This window comes from Erwinia sp. V90_4, assembly GCF_029967685.1.
Taxonomy (GTDB): Bacteria; Pseudomonadota; Gammaproteobacteria; order Enterobacterales; family Enterobacteriaceae; genus Erwinia; species Erwinia aphidicola.
The window spans coordinates 167,571-192,536 of record NZ_JASCAQ010000001.1; the positions used below are offsets into that span (position 1 = coordinate 167,571).

23 protein-coding genes are annotated in these 24,966 nt (G+C 56.0%); 10 read left to right on the forward strand and 13 right to left on the reverse strand.

Annotated elements, in window-relative coordinates; translation table 11 throughout:
• The first annotated feature begins 24 nt into the window (after nucleotides 1-24).
• The 4 genes from QLG07_RS00770 to QLG07_RS00785 all read left to right on the forward strand — a co-directional run bounded on the left by QLG07_RS00770 (nucleotide 25) and on the right by QLG07_RS00785 (nucleotide 4,723).
• A complete protein-coding gene (locus QLG07_RS00770) occupies nucleotides 25-1,659 on the forward strand; it encodes an MFS transporter (protein WP_048916448.1) in 1,635 nt (544 codons plus the stop codon).
• Nucleotides 1,659-2,750 (forward strand): HlyD family secretion protein, encoded by a 1,092-nt coding sequence (locus QLG07_RS00775; protein ID WP_099753384.1) that lies wholly within the window; start codon nucleotides 1,659-1,661, stop codon nucleotides 2,748-2,750. The genes QLG07_RS00770 and QLG07_RS00775 overlap by 1 nt, the downstream gene beginning before the upstream one ends.
• Entirely contained in the window at nucleotides 2,747-4,129 is a 1,383-nt protein-coding gene (locus QLG07_RS00780; RefSeq protein ID WP_282468230.1) for an efflux transporter outer membrane subunit, read from the forward strand. Before QLG07_RS00775 ends, QLG07_RS00780 begins: the two co-directional genes overlap by 4 nt.
• A 390-nt stretch (nucleotides 4,130-4,519) precedes the next feature.
• Nucleotides 4,520-4,723 carry a hypothetical protein gene (locus tag QLG07_RS00785; RefSeq protein WP_062818133.1) on the forward strand — a complete coding sequence of 68 codons (204 nt, stop codon included), beginning with the start codon at nucleotides 4,520-4,522 and terminating at the stop codon, nucleotides 4,721-4,723.
• Here QLG07_RS00785 and QLG07_RS00790 read toward each other — a convergent pair.
• The gene (locus tag QLG07_RS00790; RefSeq protein WP_253538926.1) at nucleotides 4,704-5,873 is read right to left on the reverse strand and encodes a beta-glucosidase; all 1,170 of its coding nucleotides are present in this window, start codon (nucleotides 5,871-5,873) and stop codon (nucleotides 4,704-4,706) included. The genes QLG07_RS00785 and QLG07_RS00790 overlap by 20 nt on opposite strands.
• Before the next feature lie 127 nt (nucleotides 5,874-6,000).
• On the opposite strand from QLG07_RS00790, the gene QLG07_RS00795 reads away from it, so the two are divergent.
• Nucleotides 6,001-7,467 (forward strand): phospholipase D family protein, encoded by a 1,467-nt coding sequence (locus QLG07_RS00795; RefSeq protein WP_048916438.1) that lies wholly within the window; start codon nucleotides 6,001-6,003, stop codon nucleotides 7,465-7,467.
• Between the two features lie 67 nt (nucleotides 7,468-7,534).
• Here QLG07_RS00795 and mdoC read toward each other — a convergent pair whose 3' ends face one another.
• A complete protein-coding gene (gene mdoC / locus QLG07_RS00800) occupies nucleotides 7,535-8,662 on the reverse strand; it encodes a glucans biosynthesis protein MdoC (protein WP_048916437.1) in 1,128 nt (375 codons plus the stop codon).
• Nucleotides 8,663-8,933: 271 nt separating this feature from the next.
• Between mdoC and mdoG the strand changes: the two genes are divergently transcribed.
• The 3 genes from mdoG to QLG07_RS00815 all read left to right on the forward strand — a co-directional run bounded on the left by mdoG (nucleotide 8,934) and on the right by QLG07_RS00815 (nucleotide 13,407).
• Complete coding sequence (mdoG, locus tag QLG07_RS00805; RefSeq protein ID WP_180276706.1) at nucleotides 8,934-10,469, forward strand: glucans biosynthesis protein MdoG; 1,536 nt, start codon at nucleotides 8,934-8,936, stop codon at nucleotides 10,467-10,469.
• Nucleotides 10,462-13,020 carry a glucans biosynthesis glucosyltransferase MdoH gene (mdoH, locus tag QLG07_RS00810; RefSeq protein ID WP_282468231.1) on the forward strand — a complete coding sequence of 853 codons (2,559 nt, stop codon included), beginning with the start codon at nucleotides 10,462-10,464 and terminating at the stop codon, nucleotides 13,018-13,020. The genes mdoG and mdoH overlap by 8 nt, the downstream gene beginning before the upstream one ends.
• A gap of 144 nt (nucleotides 13,021-13,164) precedes the next feature.
• Nucleotides 13,165-13,407: a YceK/YidQ family lipoprotein gene (locus tag QLG07_RS00815; RefSeq protein ID WP_048916434.1), complete on the forward strand. Its 243-nt coding sequence runs from the start codon at nucleotides 13,165-13,167 to the stop codon at nucleotides 13,405-13,407.
• Here QLG07_RS00815 and QLG07_RS00820 read toward each other — a convergent pair.
• The 4 genes from QLG07_RS00820 to QLG07_RS00835 form a co-directional block, all read right to left on the reverse strand.
• Complete coding sequence (locus QLG07_RS00820) at nucleotides 13,398-13,799, reverse strand: MysB family protein (RefSeq protein ID WP_048916433.1); 402 nt, start codon at nucleotides 13,797-13,799, stop codon at nucleotides 13,398-13,400. The two genes, QLG07_RS00815 and QLG07_RS00820, sit on opposite strands and share 10 nt — an antisense overlap.
• A 110-nt stretch (nucleotides 13,800-13,909) precedes the next feature.
• Nucleotides 13,910-15,211, reverse strand: coding sequence for a Fic family protein (locus QLG07_RS00825; RefSeq protein ID WP_282468232.1), 1,302 nt, complete (start codon nucleotides 15,209-15,211; stop codon nucleotides 13,910-13,912).
• Nucleotides 15,212-15,276: 65 nt separating this feature from the next.
• Entirely contained in the window at nucleotides 15,277-16,539 is a 1,263-nt protein-coding gene (mdtG, locus tag QLG07_RS00830; RefSeq protein ID WP_282468233.1) for a multidrug efflux MFS transporter MdtG, read from the reverse strand.
• Nucleotides 16,540-16,694: 155 nt separating this feature from the next.
• Complete coding sequence (locus QLG07_RS00835; protein ID WP_048916430.1) at nucleotides 16,695-17,615, reverse strand: Kdo(2)-lipid IV(A) acyltransferase; 921 nt, start codon at nucleotides 17,613-17,615, stop codon at nucleotides 16,695-16,697.
• A gap of 294 nt (nucleotides 17,616-17,909) precedes the next feature.
• On the opposite strand from QLG07_RS00835, the gene QLG07_RS00840 reads away from it, so the two are divergent.
• On the forward strand, nucleotides 17,910-18,956 hold the full coding sequence (locus tag QLG07_RS00840; protein WP_282468234.1) for a rhodanese-related sulfurtransferase: 1,047 nt from the start codon (nucleotides 17,910-17,912) through the stop codon (nucleotides 18,954-18,956).
• 41 nt (nucleotides 18,957-18,997) lie between these two features.
• Here QLG07_RS00840 and QLG07_RS00845 read toward each other — a convergent pair whose 3' ends face one another.
• The 3 genes from QLG07_RS00845 to QLG07_RS00855 form a co-directional block, all read right to left on the reverse strand.
• The gene (locus tag QLG07_RS00845) at nucleotides 18,998-19,573 is read right to left on the reverse strand and encodes a YceI family protein (RefSeq protein WP_048916441.1); all 576 of its coding nucleotides are present in this window, start codon (nucleotides 19,571-19,573) and stop codon (nucleotides 18,998-19,000) included.
• Nucleotides 19,574-19,593: 20 nt separating this feature from the next.
• Nucleotides 19,594-20,148 carry a cytochrome b gene (locus QLG07_RS00850; protein WP_048916428.1) on the reverse strand — a complete coding sequence of 185 codons (555 nt, stop codon included), beginning with the start codon at nucleotides 20,146-20,148 and terminating at the stop codon, nucleotides 19,594-19,596.
• A 90-nt stretch (nucleotides 20,149-20,238) separates the two neighbouring features.
• Nucleotides 20,239-20,397, reverse strand: a complete 159-nt coding sequence (locus tag QLG07_RS00855; protein ID WP_282468235.1) for a hypothetical protein — start codon at nucleotides 20,395-20,397, stop codon at nucleotides 20,239-20,241.
• Nucleotides 20,398-20,753: 356 nt separating this feature from the next.
• Between QLG07_RS00855 and proP the strand changes: the two genes are divergently transcribed.
• Nucleotides 20,754-22,250, forward strand: coding sequence for a glycine betaine/L-proline transporter ProP (gene proP, locus QLG07_RS00860; RefSeq protein WP_062818134.1), 1,497 nt, complete (start codon nucleotides 20,754-20,756; stop codon nucleotides 22,248-22,250).
• Nucleotides 22,251-22,328: 78 nt separating this feature from the next.
• On the opposite strand, the gene solA is transcribed toward proP, so the two are convergent.
• The 4 genes from solA to dinI all read right to left on the reverse strand — a co-directional run bounded on the left by solA (nucleotide 22,329) and on the right by dinI (nucleotide 24,804).
• Nucleotides 22,329-23,444, reverse strand: a complete 1,116-nt coding sequence (solA, locus tag QLG07_RS00865) for an N-methyl-L-tryptophan oxidase (protein ID WP_282468236.1) — start codon at nucleotides 23,442-23,444, stop codon at nucleotides 22,329-22,331.
• Nucleotides 23,445-23,549: 105 nt separating this feature from the next.
• Complete coding sequence (bssS, locus tag QLG07_RS00870) at nucleotides 23,550-23,804, reverse strand: biofilm formation regulator BssS (protein WP_048916424.1); 255 nt, start codon at nucleotides 23,802-23,804, stop codon at nucleotides 23,550-23,552.
• A 333-nt stretch (nucleotides 23,805-24,137) separates the two neighbouring features.
• Entirely contained in the window at nucleotides 24,138-24,413 is a 276-nt protein-coding gene (locus tag QLG07_RS00875) for a hypothetical protein (RefSeq protein WP_282468237.1), read from the reverse strand.
• A gap of 145 nt (nucleotides 24,414-24,558) precedes the next feature.
• Nucleotides 24,559-24,804: a DNA damage-inducible protein I gene (gene dinI, locus QLG07_RS00880; RefSeq protein ID WP_048916422.1), complete on the reverse strand. Its 246-nt coding sequence runs from the start codon at nucleotides 24,802-24,804 to the stop codon at nucleotides 24,559-24,561.
• Nucleotides 24,805-24,966: the final 162 nt, after the last annotated feature.

A 24,966-nucleotide genomic window follows, 5' to 3' on the forward strand; every position in this document is an offset into this window, starting at 1 on the left:
GAGTGGGCGCCCGGTGAAAAACCGATGCTGCCTGGCTCCCCCTCCACGCCAGTTCATCCCACGCATAAACGTATTGCTTTTGGTATTGTTGGCCTGCTGATCTGTATCACCGGGGCGTTGAGTAATGCGCTGGTGACGGCGAATCTGACCAATTTACAGGGCGTATTCGGTGCTTATAACAACGAAATTGCCTGGCTTCCCGCCGTCTATGTGATGGGCAATATCTCGATCAACCTGCTACTGGTCAAGTTTCGCCAGCAGTTCGGCCTGCGCGTGTTTACCGAAGCCTTCCTTGTCCTGTATGTGCTGGTGGCGTTTTTCCATCTGCTGGTCAACGATCTCAGCTCGGCCATTATTGTGCGTGCCGCGCACGGCATGGTGGGCGCGGCGCTCAGCTCGCTGGGAATTTACTATCAGGTGCAGGCATGGCCCGCAAAGCACCGGCTGAAAGCGCTGGCGATTGGCCTTGGGGCATCCCAACTGGCGATCCCCCTGGCGCGCCTGTTCTCCACCGAGCTGCTGCAGCTTGACGAGTGGCGCGGACTCTACCTGTTTGAGCTTGGCCTGGCACTGATGGCGCTGGGCGCGGTATTAATCCTTAAGCTACCGCCCGGTGAGCGGACCAAAGTTTTTGAGAAAAAAGATTTTCTCACCTTCTTCCTGATGGCACCCGGTATGGCACTGTTCTGCGGCGTGCTGTCGCTCGGGCGTATCGAATGGTGGACCAGCACGCCGTGGCTGGGGATCTGTCTGGCGCTGGGGCTGGTGCTGGTCACCGCCGCAGTGCTGGTGGAGCACAACCGCAGCAACCCGCTTATTAATACGCGCTGGCTGGGCAGCGGGGCGATATTCCGTCTCGGCATTGTGATGATCCTGCTGCGTATCATGCTGGCTGAACAGAACACCGGGGCGATTGGCTATCTGCAGCAGCTGGGGATCCAGAATGATCAGATGCAGGGGCTGGCGCTGGCGATCCTCGCCGGTGTCGCCGCCGGGATCGTCTGCAGCGCGCTGACCATCAATCCGCAGCATCTTAGCTGGCCGATTGTCATGTCGCTGATTATTGTGATGGTCGCCTCGTTGATGGATGCGCAGTCCAGCCCGCTGACCCGTGCCAATAATATGTACTTCAGCCAGTTTCTGCTGGGTTTTAGCACCTCATTCTTTATTGCTCCGGCCATGCTGCTGGGCGTGGGTAGCGTGGTGACGCAGCCGAAAAATTTGGTCAGTTTTGTGGTGCTGTTCGGCATGAGCCAGAACCTGGGGGGCCTGATGGGTTCCGCGCTGTTAGGGACCTTCCAGACGTGGCGTGAGAAATATCACTCCAGCCTGCTGGGCGATCAGCTCTCCCTGCTCGACCCGAATGTCACCGATCGGCTGGCGCAGTACAGCAATCTGTTCACCAGCCTGCTGGGCGACAGTACGCTGCGCGGCGCAGAAGGCACCTTGCAGCTGCAAACCGTTGCCACCCTGCAGGCCAATGTGCTGGCGTATAACGATGTTTACATTCTGACCGCTGTGATGGCAGGGGTCACTTTACTCTGGGTGTTATGGCGGCTGTCGCGCCTGCGCTACCTCAACTGGCAGCAGGCGAAACGCGAAGCGGAAGCGGAACAGCGAGCTATGCAAAATACTAATATTGCGAACGTAGGTAACTAATGAGTCAACAGGACCAGCAGCTCCAGGAGCGCCAACGAAATAACAAGCTGCGTATTGTCTCCATTGCCCTTGGCTCCGGCATCGCGCTGGTCGGGGTGCTGGTAATCCTTTATGCCTGGCAATTGCCGCCTTTCACCAGTGAGACGCAGTCAACGGAAAACGCCTACGTGCGCGGCCAGGTGACCTTTATCAGTCCGCAGGTGAGCGGCTATATCACCTCGGTGGACGTGCTGGACTTCCAGCCGGTACATCGCGGTGACGTGCTGATGACCATTGATGACCGCATCTATAAGCAGCATGTGCATCAGTCTCTCGCCCAGCTGGAGATGAAAAAGGCCGCGCTGGCCAACAACCTGCAGCAGCGTCGCAGCGCTGAAGCGGTGATTAAACGCAATGAAGCGGCACTGATCAATGCCAAAGCTCAGGCGGTGAAAGGCGGGCTGGATCTTAAGCGGGTAGAGAACCTGGTGGCGGATGGATCGCTGTCGCTGCGCGAGCGAGATGCATCGCGCGCCAGCAACAGCCAGACGCTGGCCGACGTGCAGCAGGCGCAGGCCACGCTGGAAGTGTCGAAGCAGGATCTGCAAACGGTGATTGTTAACCGCGCCTCGCTGGAGGCGGACGTCGCCAGCGCCCAGGCGGCGCTGGAACTGGCGCAGATCGACCTGGACAACACCAAAATTATTGCCCCACGCGACGGGCAGCTGGGGCAGATTGCCGTGCGCGAGGGCGCATATGTCTCCGCCGGGACGCGCCTGACGTCGCTGGTTCCGCAGCAGATGTGGGTGATCGCCAATATGAAAGAGACGCAGATGGCGCGGGTTAAACCGGGCCTGCCGGTGGTGTTTACCGTTGATGCTCTCGATGGCGAGCGCTTCAGCGGCGAGGTTGAGTTTATCTCACCGGCGGCAGGTTCCGAATTCAGCGCGATCTCACCGGATAACGCTACCGGTAACTTTGTCAAAATCGCCCAGCGTATTCCGGTGCGTATCAAAATCACCAGCGATAACGCGACCCACCTGCGACCGGGTATGTCGGTGGAGGTGAATATCGATACCGCAGCCAAACCACGCGACGGGGAGCAGCAATGATGGCGGCCAGACAAACGCTGCTGGCGATCATGATGACGGCAGCTCTGGCCGGGTGCACCACCCAGGTGGAAAAAGCGCCTTCCTCGTTGCCCATTCCCGCGCAGTGGCGCAGCCAGGTCGGGCCGGGTGCAGCGGTGGAAGCCAGCTGGTGGCGGGCGTTTAACGATCCGTCTCTCAATCAGCTGGTTGAGCAGGCGCTGCGCAACAACCCGGATATTCTCACCGCCCGCTCGCGTGTCGATCAGTACCGCGCCCAGCTGCGCGGAGCAGAGGGGGATGACTTCCCGACGCTGGATGCTGGCGTGGCGGCGACGCGCGCGCGCGCTATCTCAGCGGTGACCGGTCAGCCTTATCAATATTCGGTATTCCAGGGGCTGCTGCAGGCTAACTACAATGTCGATTTGTGGGGTGAGCGCAGCAGCAGCGTCGATGCGGCGAAAGCCTCGCTGGCGGCACAGCAGGCAGCGGCCAGCGCCGCAGAGCTGACGATTGCCAGCTCGGTGGCATCCGGCTATATGACGCTGGTGTCGCTGGATGAGCAGCTGCGCGTGACCGAGGCGACGCTGGCCACGCGTGCCAACTCGCTGAAGCTGGCGCAGCGCCAGTATGAAACCGGCTATACCTCTAAACTGGAGTGGGTGCAGTCGCAGTCTGAATACCAGACGGCGAAAGCGCAGATCCCGCTACTGCAGCATCAGATCGCCCAGCAGGAGAATGCGCTCAGCATCCTCGTTGGCATGAACCCGCGCCAGATCGCGCGGCAGAACCACTTCGAGCACCTGGCGCCGCAGACGCTGCCGTCGGTGATGCCATCGCAGCTGCTGCAGCGCCGCCCGGATATTGTGCAGGCCGAGCGCCAGCTGCTGGCCGCCGATGCCTCACTGCAATCCTCGCGCGCCGCGCTGCTGCCATCGCTTAACCTGACGGCGAGCGGCACCCTGCAGAGTTCTATCCTGCACGATCTGGTCAGCGATCCGTTCCGCCTGTGGAGTATTGGCGGCAGCGTGCTGGCCCCGATACTCAATCGCGAAGCGCTGACGGCGCAGGTCGATGTTTCGATGGCAACGCGCAATCAGGCGCTGTACAGCTATGAGAAAGTGGTGCGTAGCGCGTTTAGCGAAGTGAATGACGATCTGGATGCCATCGCCCGTTACCGCGAGCAGCTTGGCGAACTGCAGGCGCAGGAGAAGGTGGTGCAGGAAGCACTGCGCATTGCCAGCAACCGCTACCAGAATGGTTACGCTTCCTATCTTGATGAGCTGGACGCACAGCGCACGCTGTTCAGTACCCAGCTCAGCGTGGTGCAGGCAAAAAACAACCTGCTGCTGGCGCAGATCGATCTTTATCGCGCACTGGGCGGCGGCTGGCAGCCTGAATAATTGCCGGGGTCGGGCATGCCCGACCCGCTTTACCCGCCTCTGCTAACCAACAGCTTTAGCTCGCCCGTGAGCTTGCGCCACGCGTTTGCTGGTCAATGAGAGCTGCTATTGCTTAGGATTTTACCGGGGAAAGTATAAGTGAAAGTTGATAATCATTTGCTCTGACTGTTCACGGGCTAAAGCACTGTTTTGCCTGATTCTGCATACCAATACGCTATATCTTATTCCCTTTTCAGCAGCCTGAAATCAATTTATTACGTTAAACAACTGCGCCATTGTGCTACTATTTAGCGCGATAATCAGACAGTTTCTTTCTGCTGGCAAGGTCACCCTTGTGCCTGCGACAAGCTGAGTTTTCGTTAGTATTCCTTATTTTTATTCATGAAATGGATGTCTTTCATATTTTTACTGGCGCCTTTACAGGAACGTTTTGCCGGTATGCTGTGGCTGATAATGAAAAACCGTTCTAAACCCGACCCTGAAAAAGAGAGCCGGGTCCCGTTAGATGATGCACAGTTTGCGATTGTCGTGCTGGCAATCACCTCTTTTACCCTGATCATTTTCGTGCTGACTATCACGCTGTGGATGTCCTGACAGGCTCCTGCTTCAGTTTGATCTGCTGGCTGCGTAACGCCAGGGCAAACGGCTCATTAACGGTGCGGTTGCCGTTGGCATCCGGCAGGCCAAACAGCCCGGCGGGTGAACGGCGGTCATCGTCCCAGGCGGGATAGTCGACCAGCGGATAGATCGATACCCCCTCCAGCGCTACTCCGGCCTCCAGTGCCAGCGCAGCCTCCTGACTGACCCGATTAAACCAGTCCGTACATTTACCGATCTCTGCCCCGGTTTCAGCTATCAGCAATGGGCGTTGATAACGTTGCCAAACTTGCTGTAAAAGATGATGCAGCGGCAGGTAGTCGGGGTGATGGGGTTCCAGCGGGTCACCATTGTGGAACCACTCATTGTCCGGGTACCAGGTGAATCCGATAATATCCAGTAACTCCTCTGAACCTCCCAACTCCGCCGCGCTGCGTCCACTGATCCAGTCCCAGACTTCAAACTGTGCCTGATGCTGCTGCAGTGCCTGCTGCTTTGCGCTGCTGGAGTAACCGGAAGCCGCAACATGGACCAGCGGGTCGGTAATGACGAACCGCACTCCGGGCAGCTCTTCACGCATTGCGCGCATGGCGGCGATACTGGCTGCGACCAGTTGACGCTTCAGTTCAATACGGCGCCCGGTAACAAAGGGGTTAAACCAGGCGATATCGGCGCCTGCCCACGACCAGAAAGAGATTTGATTCATCGGGCTGATAAAGGGGGCAGCCTGTCCTCGCGCGCGCAGCAGGCAGGCAAAAGCGCGGGCGAAGGCGGCAAAGCGCTCAACAAATTCTGGCTGCCAGATATCCAGCCAGTCCGGCCAGCCAAAGTGCGCCAGCTCCCAGATCATTTCGATATGGTATTTTTCGGCTGCTTCCAGCTGCGGCAAGAAACTCTGCCAGTTATATTCACCTGCCTGTTTTTCAACCAGATACCAGCGTGCGCCATCGCGCGCTGTCAGTAGCTGATGCTGCTGTAACAGGGCATAATCTTTCTCCAGCAGGGTATCATGTCCGCTGCTGAGCATCAGATCCGCACGTTTCCCCGGGGTGCGGCAGGCGGTGGAGCAGGCAAAACTGCCCTGATAAAAGCTGTTAAACAGGCTGGCCTGGTGGCGTTTCTGATTGTGCTGGCTGCCAACATGCATGATGCTCTCCTGGTCACTGGGACTGTCGCAGGGCGATGGGCTAAGTCTAGACTATATGTCTGGTCAGACGGGGAGAGATCGTCGGAAGATACCGGATGAACAACCGTAAACCTGTTAAGGATAGTTGATGACCGACACGCTTCACTCGCCGCAGGAAGAGAGCCTGGCCGGCACGCGACTGGCTCATGCCATTACGCCTCTGGTTGAACAACATCCTGAGCACAGCGGGGTTTATCCGCTGGCGGAGGGGCTGGATGCCTTTGCAGCACGCTATCTGCTGATTTCTCTGGCGGAGTGCACGCTGGATATCCAGTACTACATCTGGCAGAACGATATGTCAGGCCGGTTGCTGTTCAGCGCCCTGCTGGAGGCGGCCGCACGCGGGGTAAAAGTGCGCCTGCTGCTGGACGACAACAACACCATGGGGCTGGATAAGACGCTGAGCGAGCTGAATCGCCATGAGAATATTGAAGTGCGTCTGTTTAACCCGTTCTCATTTCGCAGCCTGCGCATGCTCGGCTATCTGACCGATTTTGCCCGCCTGAATCGCCGCATGCACAACAAGAGTTTTACCGTGGATGGCATGGCGACCATTGTGGGCGGGCGCAATGTCGGCGACGAATATTTCGGTGCCGGTGATGAACCGCTGTTCTCCGATCTCGACGTGCTGGCCGTCGGCCCGGTCGTGCATGATGTGGCGCTGGATTTCGACCGCTACTGGCAGAGCCGCGCCGTGGCTCCCCTTAACAGCGTGGTGGAGGATGAGCAGAGCAGCCCTTCAGCTGTGGTGCTGCCCGAGGAGTGGCGCGCCAGCGAGCAGGTGGTGCGCTATCTCGATCGGGTAGAAGCCTCCAGCTTCGTTAGCCAGTTGGAGAGCCGCAGCCTGCCGTTTACCTGGGCTGATACCCGCCTGCTGAGTGATGACCCGCGCAAAGGGCTGGGCCGTGCCCGCAGCAGTACGCTGCTGCCTCAGCGTTTGCTGGAGGTTATTGGCCAGCCGCAGCAGCAGTTCGATATCATCTCGGCCTATTTTGTACCGACCCGGGCAGGGGTGGCGCAGCTGCTGCGGCTGGTGCGCAAAGGCGTCAAAATCTCGATTTTGACCAACTCGCTGGCGGCGAACGATGTCTCTATCGTGCACGCGGGCTATGCCAAATGGCGCAAGAAGCTGCTGCGCCACGGCATTCACCTGTATGAGCTGAAGCCGCACATGGCTGCACGTGAACCGAGCCACGACCGTGGCCTGACGGGGAATTCCGGTTCCAGCCTGCACGCCAAAACGTTCAGCGTCGATAATCAAAAAGTCTTTATCGGATCGTTTAACTTCGACCCGCGCTCCGCCGTGCTGAACACCGAAATGGGGCTGGTCATTGAGAATGAGGGCCTGGCAACGCGAATTCATCAGCGCTTTATCAGCAGCATGCGCGAACGGGCCTGGACGCTGCGTCTGGATAAGTGGGGGCGGGTAAACTGGGTGGAATACCCGGGGGAGGGGGCGAATGAGGTGGTGCACAAGCACGAGCCGCGCACCCGGCTGATGCAGCGGATCCTGGTGCGGCTGGTGTGGCGTTTACCGATTGAGTGGCTGCTGTAGGGGCCGGGCAGGCCCGATCCGGGGCGAGCCGGGCCATCGGCCCGACCACACCCGATGGCTCAGTTTGCTATGTGCGCTGTGGCTTGCCAGAAAACAGGAAGCGCAGCAGCGGAATGCGCAGGTGGATCTCATACAGCAGGAAAGAAATCCCGAAGACAAATAGCAGCCCGGCGAAAAAGCCCAGCGTGTTACTGCCAATCACCGGCACAAAAAGGATGCCGTAGATAATGGTTAACGGATGGTGGACCAGATAAATAAACAGCGATGCGTTCACCAGGTAGGTGACGCGCGGCGAGTGGGAGTTCAGCAGGCGATGCCCAAGGGAGAACACTACGTTAACCATCCACAGCCCCATCAGCATCGATACCAGGGTATCAATCTCATACAGCCAGCCTTCACCCTTGTTCCAGGTTTGGTTAGCCACATAGGCAGCGAAGGCCAGTGCCGAACCGACAAAGGTCCAGGGCACCGGGCGCACAAACAGCGCTTTAATCGCCGGGTACTTAAAGGCCATTCCACCCAGCATAAAGAACGGCAGGTAAACCAGGGTTTGCATCACGGCCATATTGAACAGGGCATCGCCCAGGATCTGCGGCGCAAAGATAAACATCAGGCGGCGGAAAATACCCCAGGCGAGGCCGCAAAGCAGGATCCACAGCGTTAATTTCCCCCAGGTGAGCTCGGAATAGTCTGTTTTTTCCCGCTGGCTATCGCGCAAAATACGGAACAGCCAGTAGCCCGCCACAGTCAGTATTACCAGTACCAGCAGAAACCACAGGTGTGAAATCAGATCCCAAACCAGCGCGTTGTACTTTTGATAGGGCGTTAATTTGCTCCAGTCGCCAATCTTACTGGTCCACTCCTTCAGCAGGAAAAACTGCGGCAGGGTGATGAGCGGGATCGCGGTCAGCATTGGGATGCCAACCCGCTCCAGGCGCACCTTCAGCCAGTCTGACGGGCGGTAGCGCAGGAATAGCATGTAGGAGAAATAGCCTGAAATGACGAAGAACACTTGCATGCGAAACGCATGGATAAAATCATTAAACAGGGTGAGCCATTCAGAAGGGTGCAGGCTGTTTACTGACCACGTCTGAGTGGAATAAATGAGCGAAACATGGAATGGCACGCCTAATAACATCAGATAGGCGCGAATAGAGTCGAGAAAATATTCTCTTGGCTGCGTTTTTTTAGTCATAAATGTCCGATATTCAACATGTTAATGTCTTGATTCACCCTGAACCAGACTAAAGTTTAGCGCTTACTTTAATAGTTGAAACCCGGGTATACTATCAGCCAAATCTGTTTCCGTTAACCGCTTGAGAATAGGGCGCTTAACACGATCGGATTCATGGAACAAAAACGTGGTCAGGCTGTCGGAATGCTGGATTATCCTTTAAGATGGATGCAATTGATTTAAGCACCCGAAAGGGGGGGAAGTGCGGAATAAAATGAACAATAAACCAGAACTGATGAAATTGCGCTGGCTTGGCGCAGCAGTTTTGCTTTCAATGTATGCCAACACCAGTTGGGCGTTTAACATTGATGATGTGGCAAAACAGGCGCAGGAGTTAGCCGGGAAAGGCTTCGAAGCGCCTAAGAGTAACCTGCCATCACAGCTGCGTGATATGAAATATGCTGACTATCAGCAGATCCAGTTCAATCACGATAAAGCGTACTGGAGCAATCTTAAGACCCCTTTCAAACTTGAGTTCTACCATCAGGGAATGTATTTCGATACCCCGGTGAAACTCAATGAAGTCACGGCGACCAGCGTTCGTGAGATCAAGTACTCCCCGGACTATTTCAACTTCGGCAACGTTAAGCACGACCCTGATACCGTCAAAAACCTCGGGTTTGCTGGCTTCAAGGTGCTTTACCCGCTGAACAGTAAAGATAAGAAAGACGAAATCACCAGCTTCCTGGGCGCGAGCTACTTCCGCGTTATCGGTGCCGGACAGGTTTACGGTCTCTCTGCCCGCGGCCTGGCCATTGATACTGCGCTGCCGTCCGGGGAAGAGTTCCCGCGCTTTAAGCAGTTCTGGATTGAACGCCCTAAACCCCAGGATAAACATCTGGTCATTTATGCGCTGCTGGATTCACCACGTGCGACCGGTGCTTACCGTTTCCTGATCACCCCGGGTAAAGACAGCACGGTCGACGTGCAGTCTAAGGTTTACCTGCGTGACAAAGTGGGCAAGCTGGGCGTGGCCCCACTGACCAGCATGTACCTGTTTGGCGCCAACCAGCCATCGCCAGTGCCAAACTATCGTCCGGCGCTGCATGATTCTAACGGTCTGTCGATTCACGCCGGAAACGGTGAGTGGATCTGGCGTCCGCTGAACAATCCAAAACACCTTGCTGTCAGCACCTTCACCGTGGAAAACCCACGTGGTTTCGGTCTGCTGCAGCGGGGCCGCGATTTCGATAAATATCAGGATCTCGACGATCGCTACGATATGCGTCCAAGCGGCTGGATTGAGCCGAAAGGCGACTGGGGTAAAGGCCGCGTAGAGCTGGTTGAGATCCCAACGTCCGACGAGACCAACGATAACATCGTGGCGTTCTGGACCCCGGAAAGTCTGCCAGAGCCAGGAAAAGTGATGAACTTCTCCTACCGCCTGCACTTCACGCGTGACGAAAGCGCGCTGCATTCACCGGAAACGGCGTATGTGAAAAGCACCCTGCGTTCAACCGGTGATGTGAAGCAGTCGAACCTGGTGCGTCAGCCTGATGGCACCGTGGCATTTATCGTCGACTTCGTTGGCCCGGAAATGAGCAAGCTGCCGCAAAACACCCCAGTGACCCCTCAGGTCAGCATCGGTAACAACGGTGAGCTGGTGGAAAACAGCGTGCGCTATAACCCGGTCACCAAAGGCTGGCGTCTGGTGCTGCGCGTGCGCGTAAAAGACAACAAACAGCCGACGGAAATGCGTGCTGCACTGGTTAACGGTGACAAAACGCTGACTGAAACCTGGAGCAATCAGCTGCCTGCCAATGAATAAGTCTACCGTAATACCCGATGAGTATATCGACGCGCTGCCCCTCTCCGCTGAGCGGAAAGGGGAGCTGCGCTCGGCACTGCCGTCTGAATCTGACGACGCCTTTGGCCAGCTGCATCACCTGCTGGCCGAAGAGGGTCCGGTTGAAACGCGTGCCGATGACGCACCGCAGGAGTCGGTAAAAACACGCGTCGAACAGAGCTGGCCGGATTCCGTTGATGACGGCAAGCAGTTCGATAAAGATGCGCTGGACCGTACCACGCTGAAAGCGATGCCGAAGCATACCCGCTCTTCCATGTACCCGGAAGAGTGGCGTACCAACCCGGTGGCGCGCGCGTGGGATTCCGTGCGTGGCCGTAAAACCACCCCGCGTTTTGCCAGCCGCGAAGAGCAGAAAAGTGAAGATAAGTGGCGCCATGTTGGCTCCATCCGCCGTTATATTCTGCTGTTCCTCTCTGTTTTCCAGACGGTTGTCGCCACCTGGTATATGAAGACCATTCTGCCTTACCAGGGCTGGGCGCTGATCGACCCAATGGAGATGATCAACCAGAACTGGCAGCAGTCGGTGCTGCAGATCCTGCCTTACGTGCTGCAGACCGGGATCCTGTTCCTGTTTGCCGTGCTGTTCCTGTGGGTCTCCGCCGGTTTCTGGACCGCGCTGATGGGCTTCCTGCAGCTGTTGATCGGTAAGGATAAGTACAGCATCTCCTACCTGACCAACGGTGACGAGCCGATCAACCCGGATCACCGCACCGCGCTGATCATGCCGATCTGTAATGAAGACGTTGAGCGCGTGTTCGCCGGCCTGCGTGCGACCTGGGAATCCGTGGTGCGTACCGGCGAGCAGGACAATTATGACGTCTACATCCTCAGCGACAGTTACAACCCTGATATCTGCATGGCCGAGCAAAAGGCGTGGATGGAGCTGGTACGTGATGTCGGCGGGGAAGGGCGCATTTTCTACCGCCGCCGCCGCCGTCGCGTAAAACGTAAATCCGGTAACATCGATGACTTCTGCCGCCGCTGGGGTAGCCAGTACAGCTACATGGTGGTGCTGGATGCGGATAGCGTAATGAGCGGCGAGTGTCTCAACGGGCTGGTGCGTATGATGGAAGCGAACCCGAAAGCGGGTATCATCCAGTCTTCGCCGAAAGCATCCGGGATGGATACGCTGTATGCGCGCTGCCAGCAGTTCGCTACCCGCGTTTACGGCCCGCTGTTTACCGCTGGTCTGCACTTCTGGCAGCTGGGTGAGTCGCACTACTGGGGCCATAACGCCATTATCCGCGTTAAGCCGTTCATTGAGCACTGTGCGCTGGCACCGCTGCCGGGTGAAGGCTCATTCGCCGGTTCAATCCTGTCGCATGACTTTGTGGAAGCTGCACTGATGCGTCGTGCGGGCTGGGGCGTGTGGATCGCTTACGATCTGCCGGGTTCTTATGAAGAGCTGCCGCCAAACCTGCTGGATGAACTGAAGCGTGACCGTCGCTGGTGCCACGGTAACCTGATGAACTTCCGTCTGTTCCTGGTAAAAGGCATGCACCCGGTGCACCGTGCGGTGTTCCTGACCGGCGTGATGTCTTACCTGTCTGCTCCGCTGTGGTTTATGTTCCTGGCGCTGTCGACCGCGCTGCAGGTGGTGCATACGCTGATGGAGCCGCAGTACTTCCTGCAGCCGCGCCAATTGTTCCCGGTGTGGCCGCAGTGGCGCCCTGAACTGGCGATAGCGCTGTTCTCAACCACCTTAGTGCTGCTGTTCCTGCCGAAGCTGCTGAGCATCGTGCTGGTGTGGTGCAAAGGGGCGAAGCCTTACGGCGGAGCGCTGCGCGTGCTGGCCTCCCTGTTCCTGGAGATGCTGTTCTCGGTGCTGCTGGCGCCGGTGCGCATGTTGTTCCACACCGTATTCGTGGTCAGCGCGTTTCTTGGCTGGGAAGTGGTGTGGAACTCGCCACAGCGTGATGATGATGCCACACCGTGGAGCGAAGCGTTCAAACGCCACGGCTCGCAGATGCTGTTGGGCCTGGTGTGGGCGGGCGGTATGGGCTGGCTGGACCTGAACTTCCTGTGGTGGCTGTCGCCAATCGTGTTCTCGCTGATCCTGTCGCCGTTTGTCTCGGTGTGGTCAAGCCGTCGCACGCTGGGGCAGGCTTCGAAACGCGGCAAACTGTTCCTGATCCCGGAAGAGTACGATCCGCCGAAGGAGCTGCTGGATACCGACCGTTACGTTGAGCTGAATCGTGAACGTGCGCTGGAGAATGGCTTTATGCACGCCATGTTCCATCCGTCGTTCAACGCACTGGCCAGCGCAATGGCGACCTCGCGTCACCTGAACAGCGATATTCTCGACTATGCCCGCGACCGCCGCATTGAGCAGGCGCTCAGCGAGTCACCTTCTAAACTGGATCGCGATCAGCGCCTGGCGCTGTTCAGTGACCCGGTGACGCTGGCGCGTATGCACTACCGCCTGTGGCAGAATGCGGATAAGTACCACGACTGGTTAGATTATTACCATTCGCTGGAACTGAACCCGAAGGCGCTGAATAACGCCAACTAGTTTGCGGGGCGGGCATGCCGCCCCCGACGACGCGATAAGCCGGAACTCAGGTTCCGGCTTTTTTTTACGTTTAATTTGCAGTTGCCGCTCTGGTCAAAACTGGACCAGACTGTAGAATAGTGCGTTTTTTACTCTGGGGCAGCGATGGTGACAATGATAGTGCGGGGATTAGCGGTGGGGCTGTGCGTGCTGGTGCTGAGCGGCTGCGGCAGTATTATCAGCAGAGCCGTGCCCGGACAGGGGCACGGCAATCAATACTACCCCGGCGTACAGTGGGATATTCGCGACAAGCCGTGGCGTTTTCTCGCCATTATTGACCTGCCGCTGTCGCTGGTGGTCGACACATTACTGCTGCCGGTTGATGCCAGCCACGGGCCTTACGAGTAATTATTGTCGGCGTCGGTGTTATCGTCTTCCCACTCTCCCGCTGCCGCGTCGGCCTCTTCGCTGCCGGCAGGCGGTTCCAGCTGGAATTCGCCCTCATCCCACTCGTACAGCGTCTTCTCCGGCAGCCACTCCTGACGCAGTTCAACCTCATCGAAATCATCTTCAAAGATGGCCTGCGCCGCATCTCCACTGCGGAAGGCCAGTAGCTCTCCTTCATCACTGTCATCGGTGAGAAACTCCGCCTGCCACATAATATCCCCATCCTGCATCACAAACTTCTGCAGATTGAACTGATTAACAGAGGCTTCACCCTCGTCCAGCTCCGGGTTATCAGCAAGGTACTCTTCACGTGCCATCTCAATCGCTTCTTCCAGCGTGGCATACATGCTCATGGCATCTCCTCAGGTCAAAAATGACTAAAGAGTAATTGTTGTCGCTATGGGCAAAGATGCAAGGCGGGGGAGGAGAAATATTTTCGTGGTGATTTATTGCACGGGTATTGTCAGGGTTTATCCCTGAACCCCATCCACTGCTTCAGCTTTGCCACCGAGGCAGGGGCCTGATAAACCAATCCACGCCCATCTTTGAGCGCACGCAATAAGCCGCGAGCTGCCAGTGTCTTCAGGCGACTTCTGGCGGTGTTATCCGAGAGTGACAGACGCTGGCTGACGCCGGCGGCGCTCAGCAGAGAGCCGGGAGCGTTTAGCGCGAGTGCCAGAATATCCTGCGCGGTTTTATCCAGCTCAGGACTGGATAATACAAATTTGGCCAGCTCCAGTCGTTCCTGATGTAGCCGTTCAATGCTGGCCGCAAACTCGTTGACCGCCCGGCTGATAATCTGGCACTGATACTGAATGAAATAGGTCAGGTCCATCTCATCAGTTTCGCTATACAGATACGACATCCCGTATTGCACCGGAGCATTTTTCAGCAGCTTGCTGATCGACATATAGCGAAATGCGCTATAGCCCCGGCGGATCATATGCAGATAAAACAGTCCTCGGGCGGTTCTGCCATTGCCGTTATTAAACGGGTGGATATATCCGACGGAAAAATGGAGGATAGAGGCGACGATCAATGGGTGAATATCCTGCTGTTCCAACTGGATAGTTAAATTGCACAGTGCATCCAGCATCGGTTCAACGCGCGTGAAATCAGGGGGGCGATGGACGATTTCGCCCTCACGCCCGGCAACAAAGACCGCGTTATTGTCCCGCAGCGATCCTGGCCGATACTTTTCATCATTGATGCCGCTACATGCAATGGCGTGGATATCAAGGATATCATCGGTGCTCAGTGGATCATCCGCCATCAGCAGAATATGGTTCATCAGTCGCCAGTTCCCCATAATCATACTTTCGCTGACGTTACGTGGCTGGCGTCCAACTGCCAGCAGCTCCATTGCCACGCGCGAGGTGGTGGCTGCACCTTCTAACTGGCTGGAAGAGATGGCCTCTTCCATGACCAGTTGCGAAGCGAGATAGGTAGAGGCATCCTGTGCGCTGGGGTCACGCCCTGTACCAAATGCCATTTTGTCGACCAGGGAAAGGGTGGCGATTATGGCAGGAGTGAGATTAAAACTGGCAGACGTACCCGCCAGCGAAAAAGCCGTGCAGGTGGTTGCGCGCTTTATCTTCAGTGCTGCCCACGCGCGGGAGCACTCTGCGCGGTCGTTGATACGGCGACGCAACTGGTCGTAATGAAGATATTTACTGTCGCTGGCGCTATGCTGCGCCAGTAGTGCAATAAGCTCCTCAGCGCTAAATTCAGCCTCAGCCACTGAGGGCGGCGTTTTGATTCTCATCTCAGACAATCTCAAAAAGGCTATTATTTGAGATTACTTGAGATGAGCCGCCACCGCAATTCCCTTTACTCTGCTTCAGATAGCGGGCGCTGTTCTTCTTCCCGCACCACCATTCTTGCGGTTCGTTTTCTCAGCGTGTACCAGGTATACCCCACGTTGAACAGCACGATGCAGGCGGTGACCAGAAACACCGCACGGAAACCGTAATGGGCCGACACCGCGGCGCCCATCAACGGGCCACTGACGTTACCGATGTCGCGGAAAGACTGGTTATAGCTGAAGATGCGCCCGGCGACCTGATTGCTGGCGTTGTAGATCAGCAGCGACTGCACCGCTGGCAGTAATGCACCGTCGGCGGCGCCGAGCATAAAGCGCAGGATCCCCAGCTGCCACGCACTCTGCACAAAAGCCATCGGGATCAGTAGCACGACTGAAATCAGCAGCATGGCAACGAGGATTCGCTCCGGGCCGATGCGATCCCCCAGCCTGCCAAGGCGTGGCGCACTCATCAGCGCCGCCACGCCAGGCACCGAGGCAATCATACCGCTAATAAAGGCCAGATTCGCCACGTTGCCCGCCAGCTCGCGCACGTACAGCGTCAGAATGGGGGCAATCGAACCAGTAGCGACCTGGATTATCAGCGTGGTGACGAACAGTGCCAGCACCAGCCGGGGATTTTTCAGCGAGGTGAACACCTGGCGGGCGTGCAGCAGATCTTTTTTCTGCACCGGGGTGAAGCTCTCACGGATGCAGAACAGGGTCATCAGGAAGCAGGAGAACAGCACCGCCGCAGTAATATAAAACACCGGGCGCAGGCCAAAGCTGTCGGCCAGCAGGCCGCCGATTAGCGGGCCGATCAGCGCGCCGCTGACCGCCCCGGTTGACAGCCAGCCCATCGCCCAGCCGGTTTTATTACGTGGCACCTGGGTGGCGATCAGCGCGTTGGCGTTGGGCACAAACCCCCCGAGCAGGCCGAGCAGTGCACGCAGCGCCAGAAACTGCCAGACGGAAGTGGCCATACCCATCAGCATCATCACAATTGCCATGCCCAGGGCGGAGCGCAGCAGCATGATTTTGCGGCCTTTACGGTCGGCAAGTCCGCCCCAGAAAGGGGATGCAATAGCAGAGAACAGGAAAGTGATGCTAAAAACCAGCCCGGACCAGATGTTCAGCGCCTGGGGATCGGTAATGCCCAGCTGCTCGACATACAGTGGCAGAAAGGGCATAACCAGGCTGAAACCGGCGCCGGTGAGGAAACATCCCACCCAGGCGACACAGAGATTTCTCTGCCAGTTGATGACAGTTGAGGGCGTATCGGCCGTAGACATAGCGTGTGCAGTAACCTTAGAAGTTAACGTCGCAAATTAACCATTAGCTGGCTAAGTATGCGCCTTTAAATGCTCACTGCCTAGCCACTGCAGAAATAAATGAAAAACGGTTTCAAATAGTGGAACAGGCCGGATAACCGGCCTGTGGAGAGGGATCAGTAAAGGGAAGGTTGACCTTCCGGGCGGGTCTTAAAGCGGCGATGCAGCCACATATACTGATCTGGCGCCATCAGTACGCCGTGCTCGACCACGCGGTTCATCGCGGCGGCTGTGGCGACTTCATTGTCCAGTGGGATATCCTGAACTTCCGGCAGGATCACCATCTCATAGCCTTTACCCGACGGCAGGCGGCGTGGCACAAAAGGGATCACTGCCGGGTTGCCACTGCGTATCAGCAGATAGCTGCCTTTAGTGGTTGCCGCCTGGTCAACGCCGAAAAACGGTACAAATACGCTGCTGCGCGGACCGTAGTCGTGATCCGGAGCGTACCAGATAATGTCGCCATTTTTCAGGGCGCGGATCATGCCTTTCAGATCCTTGCGGTCCAGCATGCTTTTATTGGAACGCATACGGCCCCAGGTTTGCAGCCAGTCAATCAGCGCGTTGTCGTTGGGGCGGTAAACGCCAATACCCGGGTTGTGGATGCCGAAAATACGCGCGCCCAGTTCCAGGGTTAAAAAGTGCATGCCAATCAGCAATACGCCTTTACCGTCGGCAGCCGCTTTGCTGATGTGCTCCAGGCCGCTGACGCTGAACCATTTTTTGATGCGCCAGTCAGGCCAGAACCATGCCATGCCGGTTTCTATCAGGCCCATGCCGAGCGATTCGAAGTTGCGTGTTACCAGAGCTTCACGCTCGGCGGCAGGCATCTGCGGGAAACAGACTTCCAGGTTGCGCCGGGCAACCTCCACACGGCGCTTCAGTAGGTGCATTGACAGCCGACCCAGCCCGCAACCAATGTAGCGGAGCAGGGGGTAGGGCAGCATCACCAGCAGGTAAAGCAGGGCAATACCCAACCAGGTAAACCAATAACGGGGATGCAGCAATGCGCGACGAAATTGAGGCAGCTGAGTCATGATTTTCCAGATCGCAAAAAAAGGGGGAACATTATAGTGCCCGTTTAAAATGAGTTATGGCCTATTGTGCCATTTTATTCGCATCAGATGAAATAAGCGCCTGTTCAGATTAGGTTTTCACGGGCAGGTAGGTCAGGTGTGCTGCTAATAGCATAGTCATAATGCGCATATTGCGCATCGCTTTTTGCGCCGACTGCTGCTATTTACAGCGTTCATGCACGACAAACCCCGCGTCTCTCAGGTATGATAGCGCCGCAAAATTTTCCCTCTCTTTAGAATTCAGGAACGTACACCATGCCAGTGTTACATAACCTTGTTTCCAATGAAGAGCTGAAGGCACGCATGCTGGCCGAAACCGAGCCGCGTACCACAGTCTCTTTTTATAAATACTTCACTATTGACGATCCGCGTGCGTTTCGCGACGCGCTCTACGTTACCCTCACCAAACTAAACGTGTTTGGCCGCGTTTACGTCGCCGCCGAGGGAATTAACGCGCAGGTCAGCGTTCCCGCCAGCCAGTACGAGCAGATGAAAGCCGCGCTGTACGCTTTCCACCCGGCGCTGAATAACCTGCGCATGAACATCGCGCTGGATGATGACGGTAAATCTTTCTGGGTACTGCGTCTGAAAGTACGTGAGCGCATTGTGGCTGACGGTATTACCGACGACAGCTTTGATGCCAGCGATGTCGGCGCCTATCTGAAAGCGGCGGAAGTGAACGCCATGCTGGACGATCCGCAAGCGGTGTTTGTCGATATGCGTAACCACTATGAGTATGAAGTGGGCCATTTTGAAAACGCGCTGGAGATCCCGGCGGATACTTTCCGCGACCAGCTGCCGATGGCAGTTGATATGCTGCAGCAGGATAAAGACAAAAAAATCGTCATGTACTGCACCGGGGGGATCCGCTGTGAGAAAGCCAGCGCCTGGATGCGTCATAACGGTTACGAGAATGTCTACCACATCGAAGGCGGAATTATTGAGTATGCCCGCCGCGCGCGCGAGCAGGGCTTACCGGTGCGCTTTAAAGGCAAAAACTTTGTCTTCGATGAGCGAATGGGCGAGCGGATTTCAGACGATGTGATTGCCAACTGCCACCAGTGCGGAGCGCCCTGTGACACCCATGTAAACTGCCTGAATGACGGCTGCCATCTGCTGTTCATCCAGTGCCCGATCTGCGCCGAGAAGTTTCATAACTGCTGCAGCCCGCTCTGTATGGAAGAGCTGGCACTGCCGCCGGAAGAGCAGCGTGCGCGTCGTGCGGGCCGTGAAAACGGCAATAAGATTTTCAACAAGTCGCGCGGCCTGTTGAGCACCACCATGCATATTCCTGAAGAGTAACAGGCTGAACTCACCGGGCGCAGGCCCGGTGAGTGTGATGGCTACTGGCGCACGCCTTCCACCGAGATCATCAGCTCCACCTGCTGTGATGCCGGGCCCAAATCCTTCTCAATGTTGAACTCTTTCAGCGCAATAGTTCCCGTCGCTTCAAAGCCAGCACGGTAGCCACCCCACGGATCTTTACCTTCCCCGGTCAGTTTTGCCGCCAGTTTTACCGGTTTTGTCACGCCGTTCAGCGTCAGGTCACCGTCTACGATCAGGCCATCGCCCTGTTTACTGACCTTGGTGGAAACAAACGTTGCCTGAGGGAACTTCCCGGCATTGAGGAAATCAGCGCTGCGCAGGTGCTTGTCACGCTCGGCGTGGTTAGTGTCGACGCTGCCGGTATTGATAGTCACGTTAACTTTGTCTTTGCCAGGGTCGGCCTGATCAAAGGTAAAGCTGCCGTCGAAATCTTTAAACGTGCCGTAAAGCCAGCTGTAGCCCAGGTGCTTGATGCGGAACTGCACGAAAGCATGCTGCCCCTCTTTATCAATTTTGTAGTCGGCTGCGGCGGCTGTCCCCGCCGTCATCAGCAGGGCGGCGGTAGTGATGGCCAGAATACTTTTCTTCAACATGGTGTTCTCCATTCCAGAGGTTAATGGATGCGGCGGCCCAGCATCCTTTTCAAGGTAATATCACGATCGATAAAGTGGTGTTTTAGCGCGGCCAGGGCGTGCAGCCCGGAGAGGATCACCACGCTCCACGCCAGCCAAAGATGGACTTCCCCCGCCAGATCCGCCTGCTCGCCCAGCCCGGAAAACAGCGCAGGAACCGGCAGGATACCGAAGACATTGATCGGTTTACCCTCTGCGGTAGAGATCAGATAACCGGTAATCAGAATGGCGAACAGCACGCCGTACAGCAGCAGATGCGCGGTAATCGCGCTATAGCGTACTAGCGGGGAATAGCTGCTGAGCGGTTTCGGCGGCGGCGAAACAAAGCGCCACACCACGCGTACAATCATTACCGCGAACAGCGTGATGCCGATGCTTTTGTGCAGTTCGGGAGCTTTGTGATACCAGGTATCATAATAACCGAGGGTGACCATCCACAGTCCGAGGGCAAACATTCCGTAGACCGCAGCCGCGACCAGCCAGTGCAGGGTGATGCTCAGTGAGCCATATTTTGCAGCGCTATTTTTTAACGGCATCCTGGGTTCCGCCAATAAGAATTTTAAGTCAGACTGACGGCGACAAGGGTGAAAATCAACAAATAAATTAACTGATTACTAAATTAAATCTCATAATGAAATATTTTGAATAAAATAAAGGCTTATCACCAGTAAATCAGAAAGCGGGTGGCCTGAGATGGCTCTGCGCTCGAGTTTGTGGAGAAGCTTTGCCATGGTGAGGGCAGGATCATGTTCTGTATTTTTGTCTTTAATTTCAATAAATGTCATTTTTTTGTCACGTTATGTCAATAATACCCGCTGTGTAATAGTTATTTTGCTTAATGAATAGGGCGGGCGTAGTAGCCGCCGGGGGCCGCCTGCCAGTGGACTCTATTAACCAGGGCGGAGAGGGTGGCGAATACGGCAGGTTTGCTCGCCAATGGCAGCGATTAGTGTGGTTAACTTGAAAAATCACCGAATCTTGTATAGATTAAATTTGTGTAAGCAACGGCAGTCTAAGATTTACCGTTCATTACCATCCGCATTTTCGCTGCGTTATAGCTTTCTTCCCCTCTGTTATTCCCCACTATTTTTCAGGCGACGAAAGCTATAAGGCTGCTCACTCACTACAACAGGGAGCTGCTATGAGCAATACATCTGAAGGGCAACAGCCGCAGAAGAAGCATTTCTGGAACAAGAACAAAAGCGCGAAGAAGGAGCTGAGCGTCGATGATATTACTATCGTCGATAAAGACATGCTCAAGCGTGCGGTCGGCGCGGCCGCGCTGGGTAACGCCATGGAGTGGTTCGACTTCGGGGTTTACAGCTACCTGGCTGTGACTATCGGTAAAGTCTTCTTCCCCGGCGGCAGCCCGGCAGCGCAGCTGCTGGCGACCTTTGGGGCATTTGCCGCCGCCTTCCTGGTTCGCCCGGTGGGTGGACTGGTGTTTGGCCCGCTTGGCGACCGCATCGGACGCCAGAAGGTGCTGGCGATTACCATGATCATGATGTCGATCGGCACCTTCTGTATCGGGATTATTCCTGGCTATCACTCCATCGGGATTATGGCGCCCGTGCTGCTGCTGGCAGCGCGTCTGCTGCAGGGGTTCTCCACCGGCGGTGAATACGGCGGTGCAGCCACGTTTATTGCTGAGTATTCAACCGATGAGCGCCGCGGCTTTATGGGCAGCTGGCTGGAGTTCGGCACGCTCGGCGGCTATCTGCTGGGGGCGGGGCTGGTAACGGGCCTGACGGCGGCGATGCCGGAACAGGTCCTGCTTGACTGGGGCTGGCGTATTCCGTTCTTTATCGCGGCGCCGCTTGGCCTGTTTGGCCTCTATATTCGACTGAAGCTGGAAGAGACCCCGGCATTCCAGAAGCATATGGAAAAGCAGGAAGCGCTGGAGCACAGCAAACCGCGCCTTGGGTTGTGGCAGATGCTGAAGAAGTACCGTGCCTCAATGCTGAAATGTATTGGTCTGGTGCTGCTGTTTAACGTCTCCAACTATATGCTGACCTCGTATATGCCAAGCTACCTGACCGGGATCCTGGGTCTGAGCGAGCTGAGCAGCCTGCTGCTGATTCTGGTGGTGATGTTTGTCATGATGCCGCTGACCCTGTTCTGGGGCCACTGGAATGACCGTTTGGGCCGTCGTCCGGTGATCTGGGCCGGTGCCATCGGCCTGATCGTTATGGCAGTGCCGTGCATGATGCTGATTGGTACGGGCAACCTGTGGCTGGTGTTCCTGGGGCTTATTATTCTCGGGGTGATCCACACCTGCTTCAGCGGTTCAATGCCGGCGACATTACCGGCGCTGTTTGCCACCGATATTCGCTACAGCGCGCTGGCAATCGGCTTTAACCTGTCGGTTTCACTGTTCGGCGGCACCACGCCGCTGGTGACCACCTGGCTGGTGGAGAGCACCGGCAATCTGCTGATGCCGGCTTATTATCTGATGGGGGCGGGCGTCATCGGGGTGATTACGGTGTTCACGCTGCGTGAAACGGCGCGTAAGCCGCTGCGCGGCTCTGCACCCTCGGTCGGTAGCCGTGCCGAAGCACACCGCCTGGTCAATAAGCTGCGTCTGCGTCGTAAGAAAGAAGACGATGCCGCCAAAGCCGAAACGCTGACCAACAAATAACGGGCACTGACTGCCATTTAAAAAGGCTCATAGTTGAACTGTGAGCCTTTTTTTATTGTTTAACGTTGCTGACGAAGGTCAGGCGAAGCGCGATAAAGAGAACGGGGTTAAGTCGAACTCGCTGCTTTTACCCTGAGCAAACTGTGCGGCGATTTCACCCAGCACGCTGGCGAATTTAAACCCGTGCCCGCTCAGGCCGGTAATGATCATGCGATCGGTTTCACCAGGGAAGCGGTCGATAATAAAGTCTTCATCCGGTGAGTTATCGTAGGTACAGGCTTCACCGCGCAGGCAGACGCCGACCCCGGGTAAGAACTGACGCAGGAAGCCAAACAGTTCGTTGCCGTCCGCCGCCACGCTACCAAACGGCTTGCGGCCTGCCGGGGAGTCGATCGGCTGTCCGCCTTCATGCTTTCCGATTTTAATGGCGTTATTATCCGCCGGGAAGCCGTAATAGTGGGTGCCGTCCGGCATCTGCGCGGTAAATGCCGGGAATGTGTTGTTCTCGCTGTAGCGGCCGTCAGCCTGATGCCAGGCAAAGACCTTGCGCACCGGCGCGACCGGTAGAGAAGGGTAGAGCGTTTTCACCCAGGTGCCGGCACTCAGCAGCAGCTTGCGCCCCTGGTAAATCCCGTCTGCCGTGGTGACGGTTTGCAGGCCGTCCAGCGTGTCGATCTGGCTGACCGGGCAGTTAAACAGCTGCGCGCAGCCGGCTTCTTTCGCCAAGCGGATCCAGCTTTTAATCGCCACTTCGGATTTCAGATAGCCGGAGCCGGGTTCAAAAACGCCGATATAGCCATGCGGCACGCTGATTTGCGGCCAGCGCTGCACGATCTCGTCGCTGTTGAGGATCTGCACTTCAAGCTGGTACTGCTGCGCGCTTTGCATCACGTTCTGAATAAATTCGGACTCCTGCGGCGCGAAGTTGAGCACGCCGCTGCGCTGCATGATGCGCTCACCGCTCTGCTGCTCCAGCTCATCCCACAGCTGCTGGGCACGCAGCACCATCGGTACGTAGCGCGCACCTTCACCGTAAGCGTGACGAATTAAGCGGCTTTCACCATGATGGCTGCCTTCGCGGTGCGGCGGATGGTGACCGTCGATCATCAGTACCTTCAGGCCGGCCTGGGTGGCATACCATCCGGCGGCAGCCCCTACGGAACCACTGCCGACCACAATTAAATCGTAAACCATTTGCAGCACTCTTTTTTTTCAGGAGAGGGCAGCAGAATAGCAAATTATTGCGGGCATGAAAAAGGCACCCTGCTGTGGGTGCCCTTAGGCGAAACGTTGAGCGAATTAGTGCTTCTTGTAATCACGATCCTGGTAATCGGTCGCTTCAATCTTGGCAATGCCAGCTTCGAGAATGGAGATAAATTGTCTGGCAACATCAGTGGTCAGCCAGTAAGTCTGGCCTACATCGGCATCTTCGGCTTGCTGCTGATTAGAAGAGAGCGAATGCAGACGGATCATCATGGCATCATAGCTGTCTACAGTACTGATATCCCATCCGATGAGGGGATGTGTCTGGATGACTTCTTTGCTTCTGTCCATTAAAACCCCCTATAACTCGTGAATAATGACGATACCGGTCATACTTCAAGCTGCAGGTGCCTTGGCTTCTCTGGCTCACCCGAATCACTGACTGATGCAGGCTCATCGGGATTTGCTCATTTTCCGCCTTACTGCAACTCGAATTATTTAGGGTAACCAAGTGATTTTTCGAGGTTCAATGCGGCTTTTTTCCATGGAGCACTGTCATTATAACAGCAATTCTCTCTTTCGCAGGATTAAATTTTAGCCTGGGTTAATATCGGGTGTTATTGGCACGCTTATTAAGCCGGGAGCCTGGTAAATAATCAACGTTAAGAGTAAAAGAAGGATTATTCAGGGCTGACTATCAGATTGTACTGATGGTGAACCCAAACGTTTTTCCAGCTCCAGCGCCAGCCGAATGAAATGCTGCTGTAGCTGTTCATCACGATTCTGGTTTTGCCCTTCAAGGCGTAAGCTGTGGATTAACAGCTGGTTAGCTTTGTCATCAAGGCAAAATGACAGCGTAGAAAATGCATTTTCTAATACGGTCAGGCGGCGCTGTTGATCGGCGATCATTGCCAGCAGCTCACCAAATGTCATTGCCTCTTCTGGATTATCGGCAGCCATGAAAAAAACCTCAGTAATTAATCACCGCCTCAGAATAGGTTATTCTGCCTGCGCCGTCTATCGGTGTTGCGGGGTAATAATTGGGCATAAAAAAGCCGGATAGCGTATCCGGCAAAAACGGCACAAGCGGTCGAAAGCGCAGCGCTTAATCGGTAATAAACCAGTCGTCGGCGCTTTCCCAGGTTTCCTGCAATATATCGGTGATGCGATCTTTGGCTTCTTTACCACCGCCCATCACCGTCAGGTTATTAGCGCTAGCGTAGCGTACCGAAATGGTATTGCTGCCATCCGGAAAATGCTGATCGATTCGTTTGCTAAGCTCCTGCGTCAGCGCGTCAATCGCGCCCGCAGGCAGGGAAGTGGTTTTTGCTACAGTGACTTCAATACGCATGATAGCCTCCGGTTGAATTACTGTAAATATATACAGTAATACCAGCGTAAGCAAACATTATTACTGGAGCAGTGAAATGCTGGGGACGCCCGCTGAGGGATCGCCATAAACATCGATCTGAATATCATCGCGGGATGACAGGCGTCAGGTTCCATGAGGGAG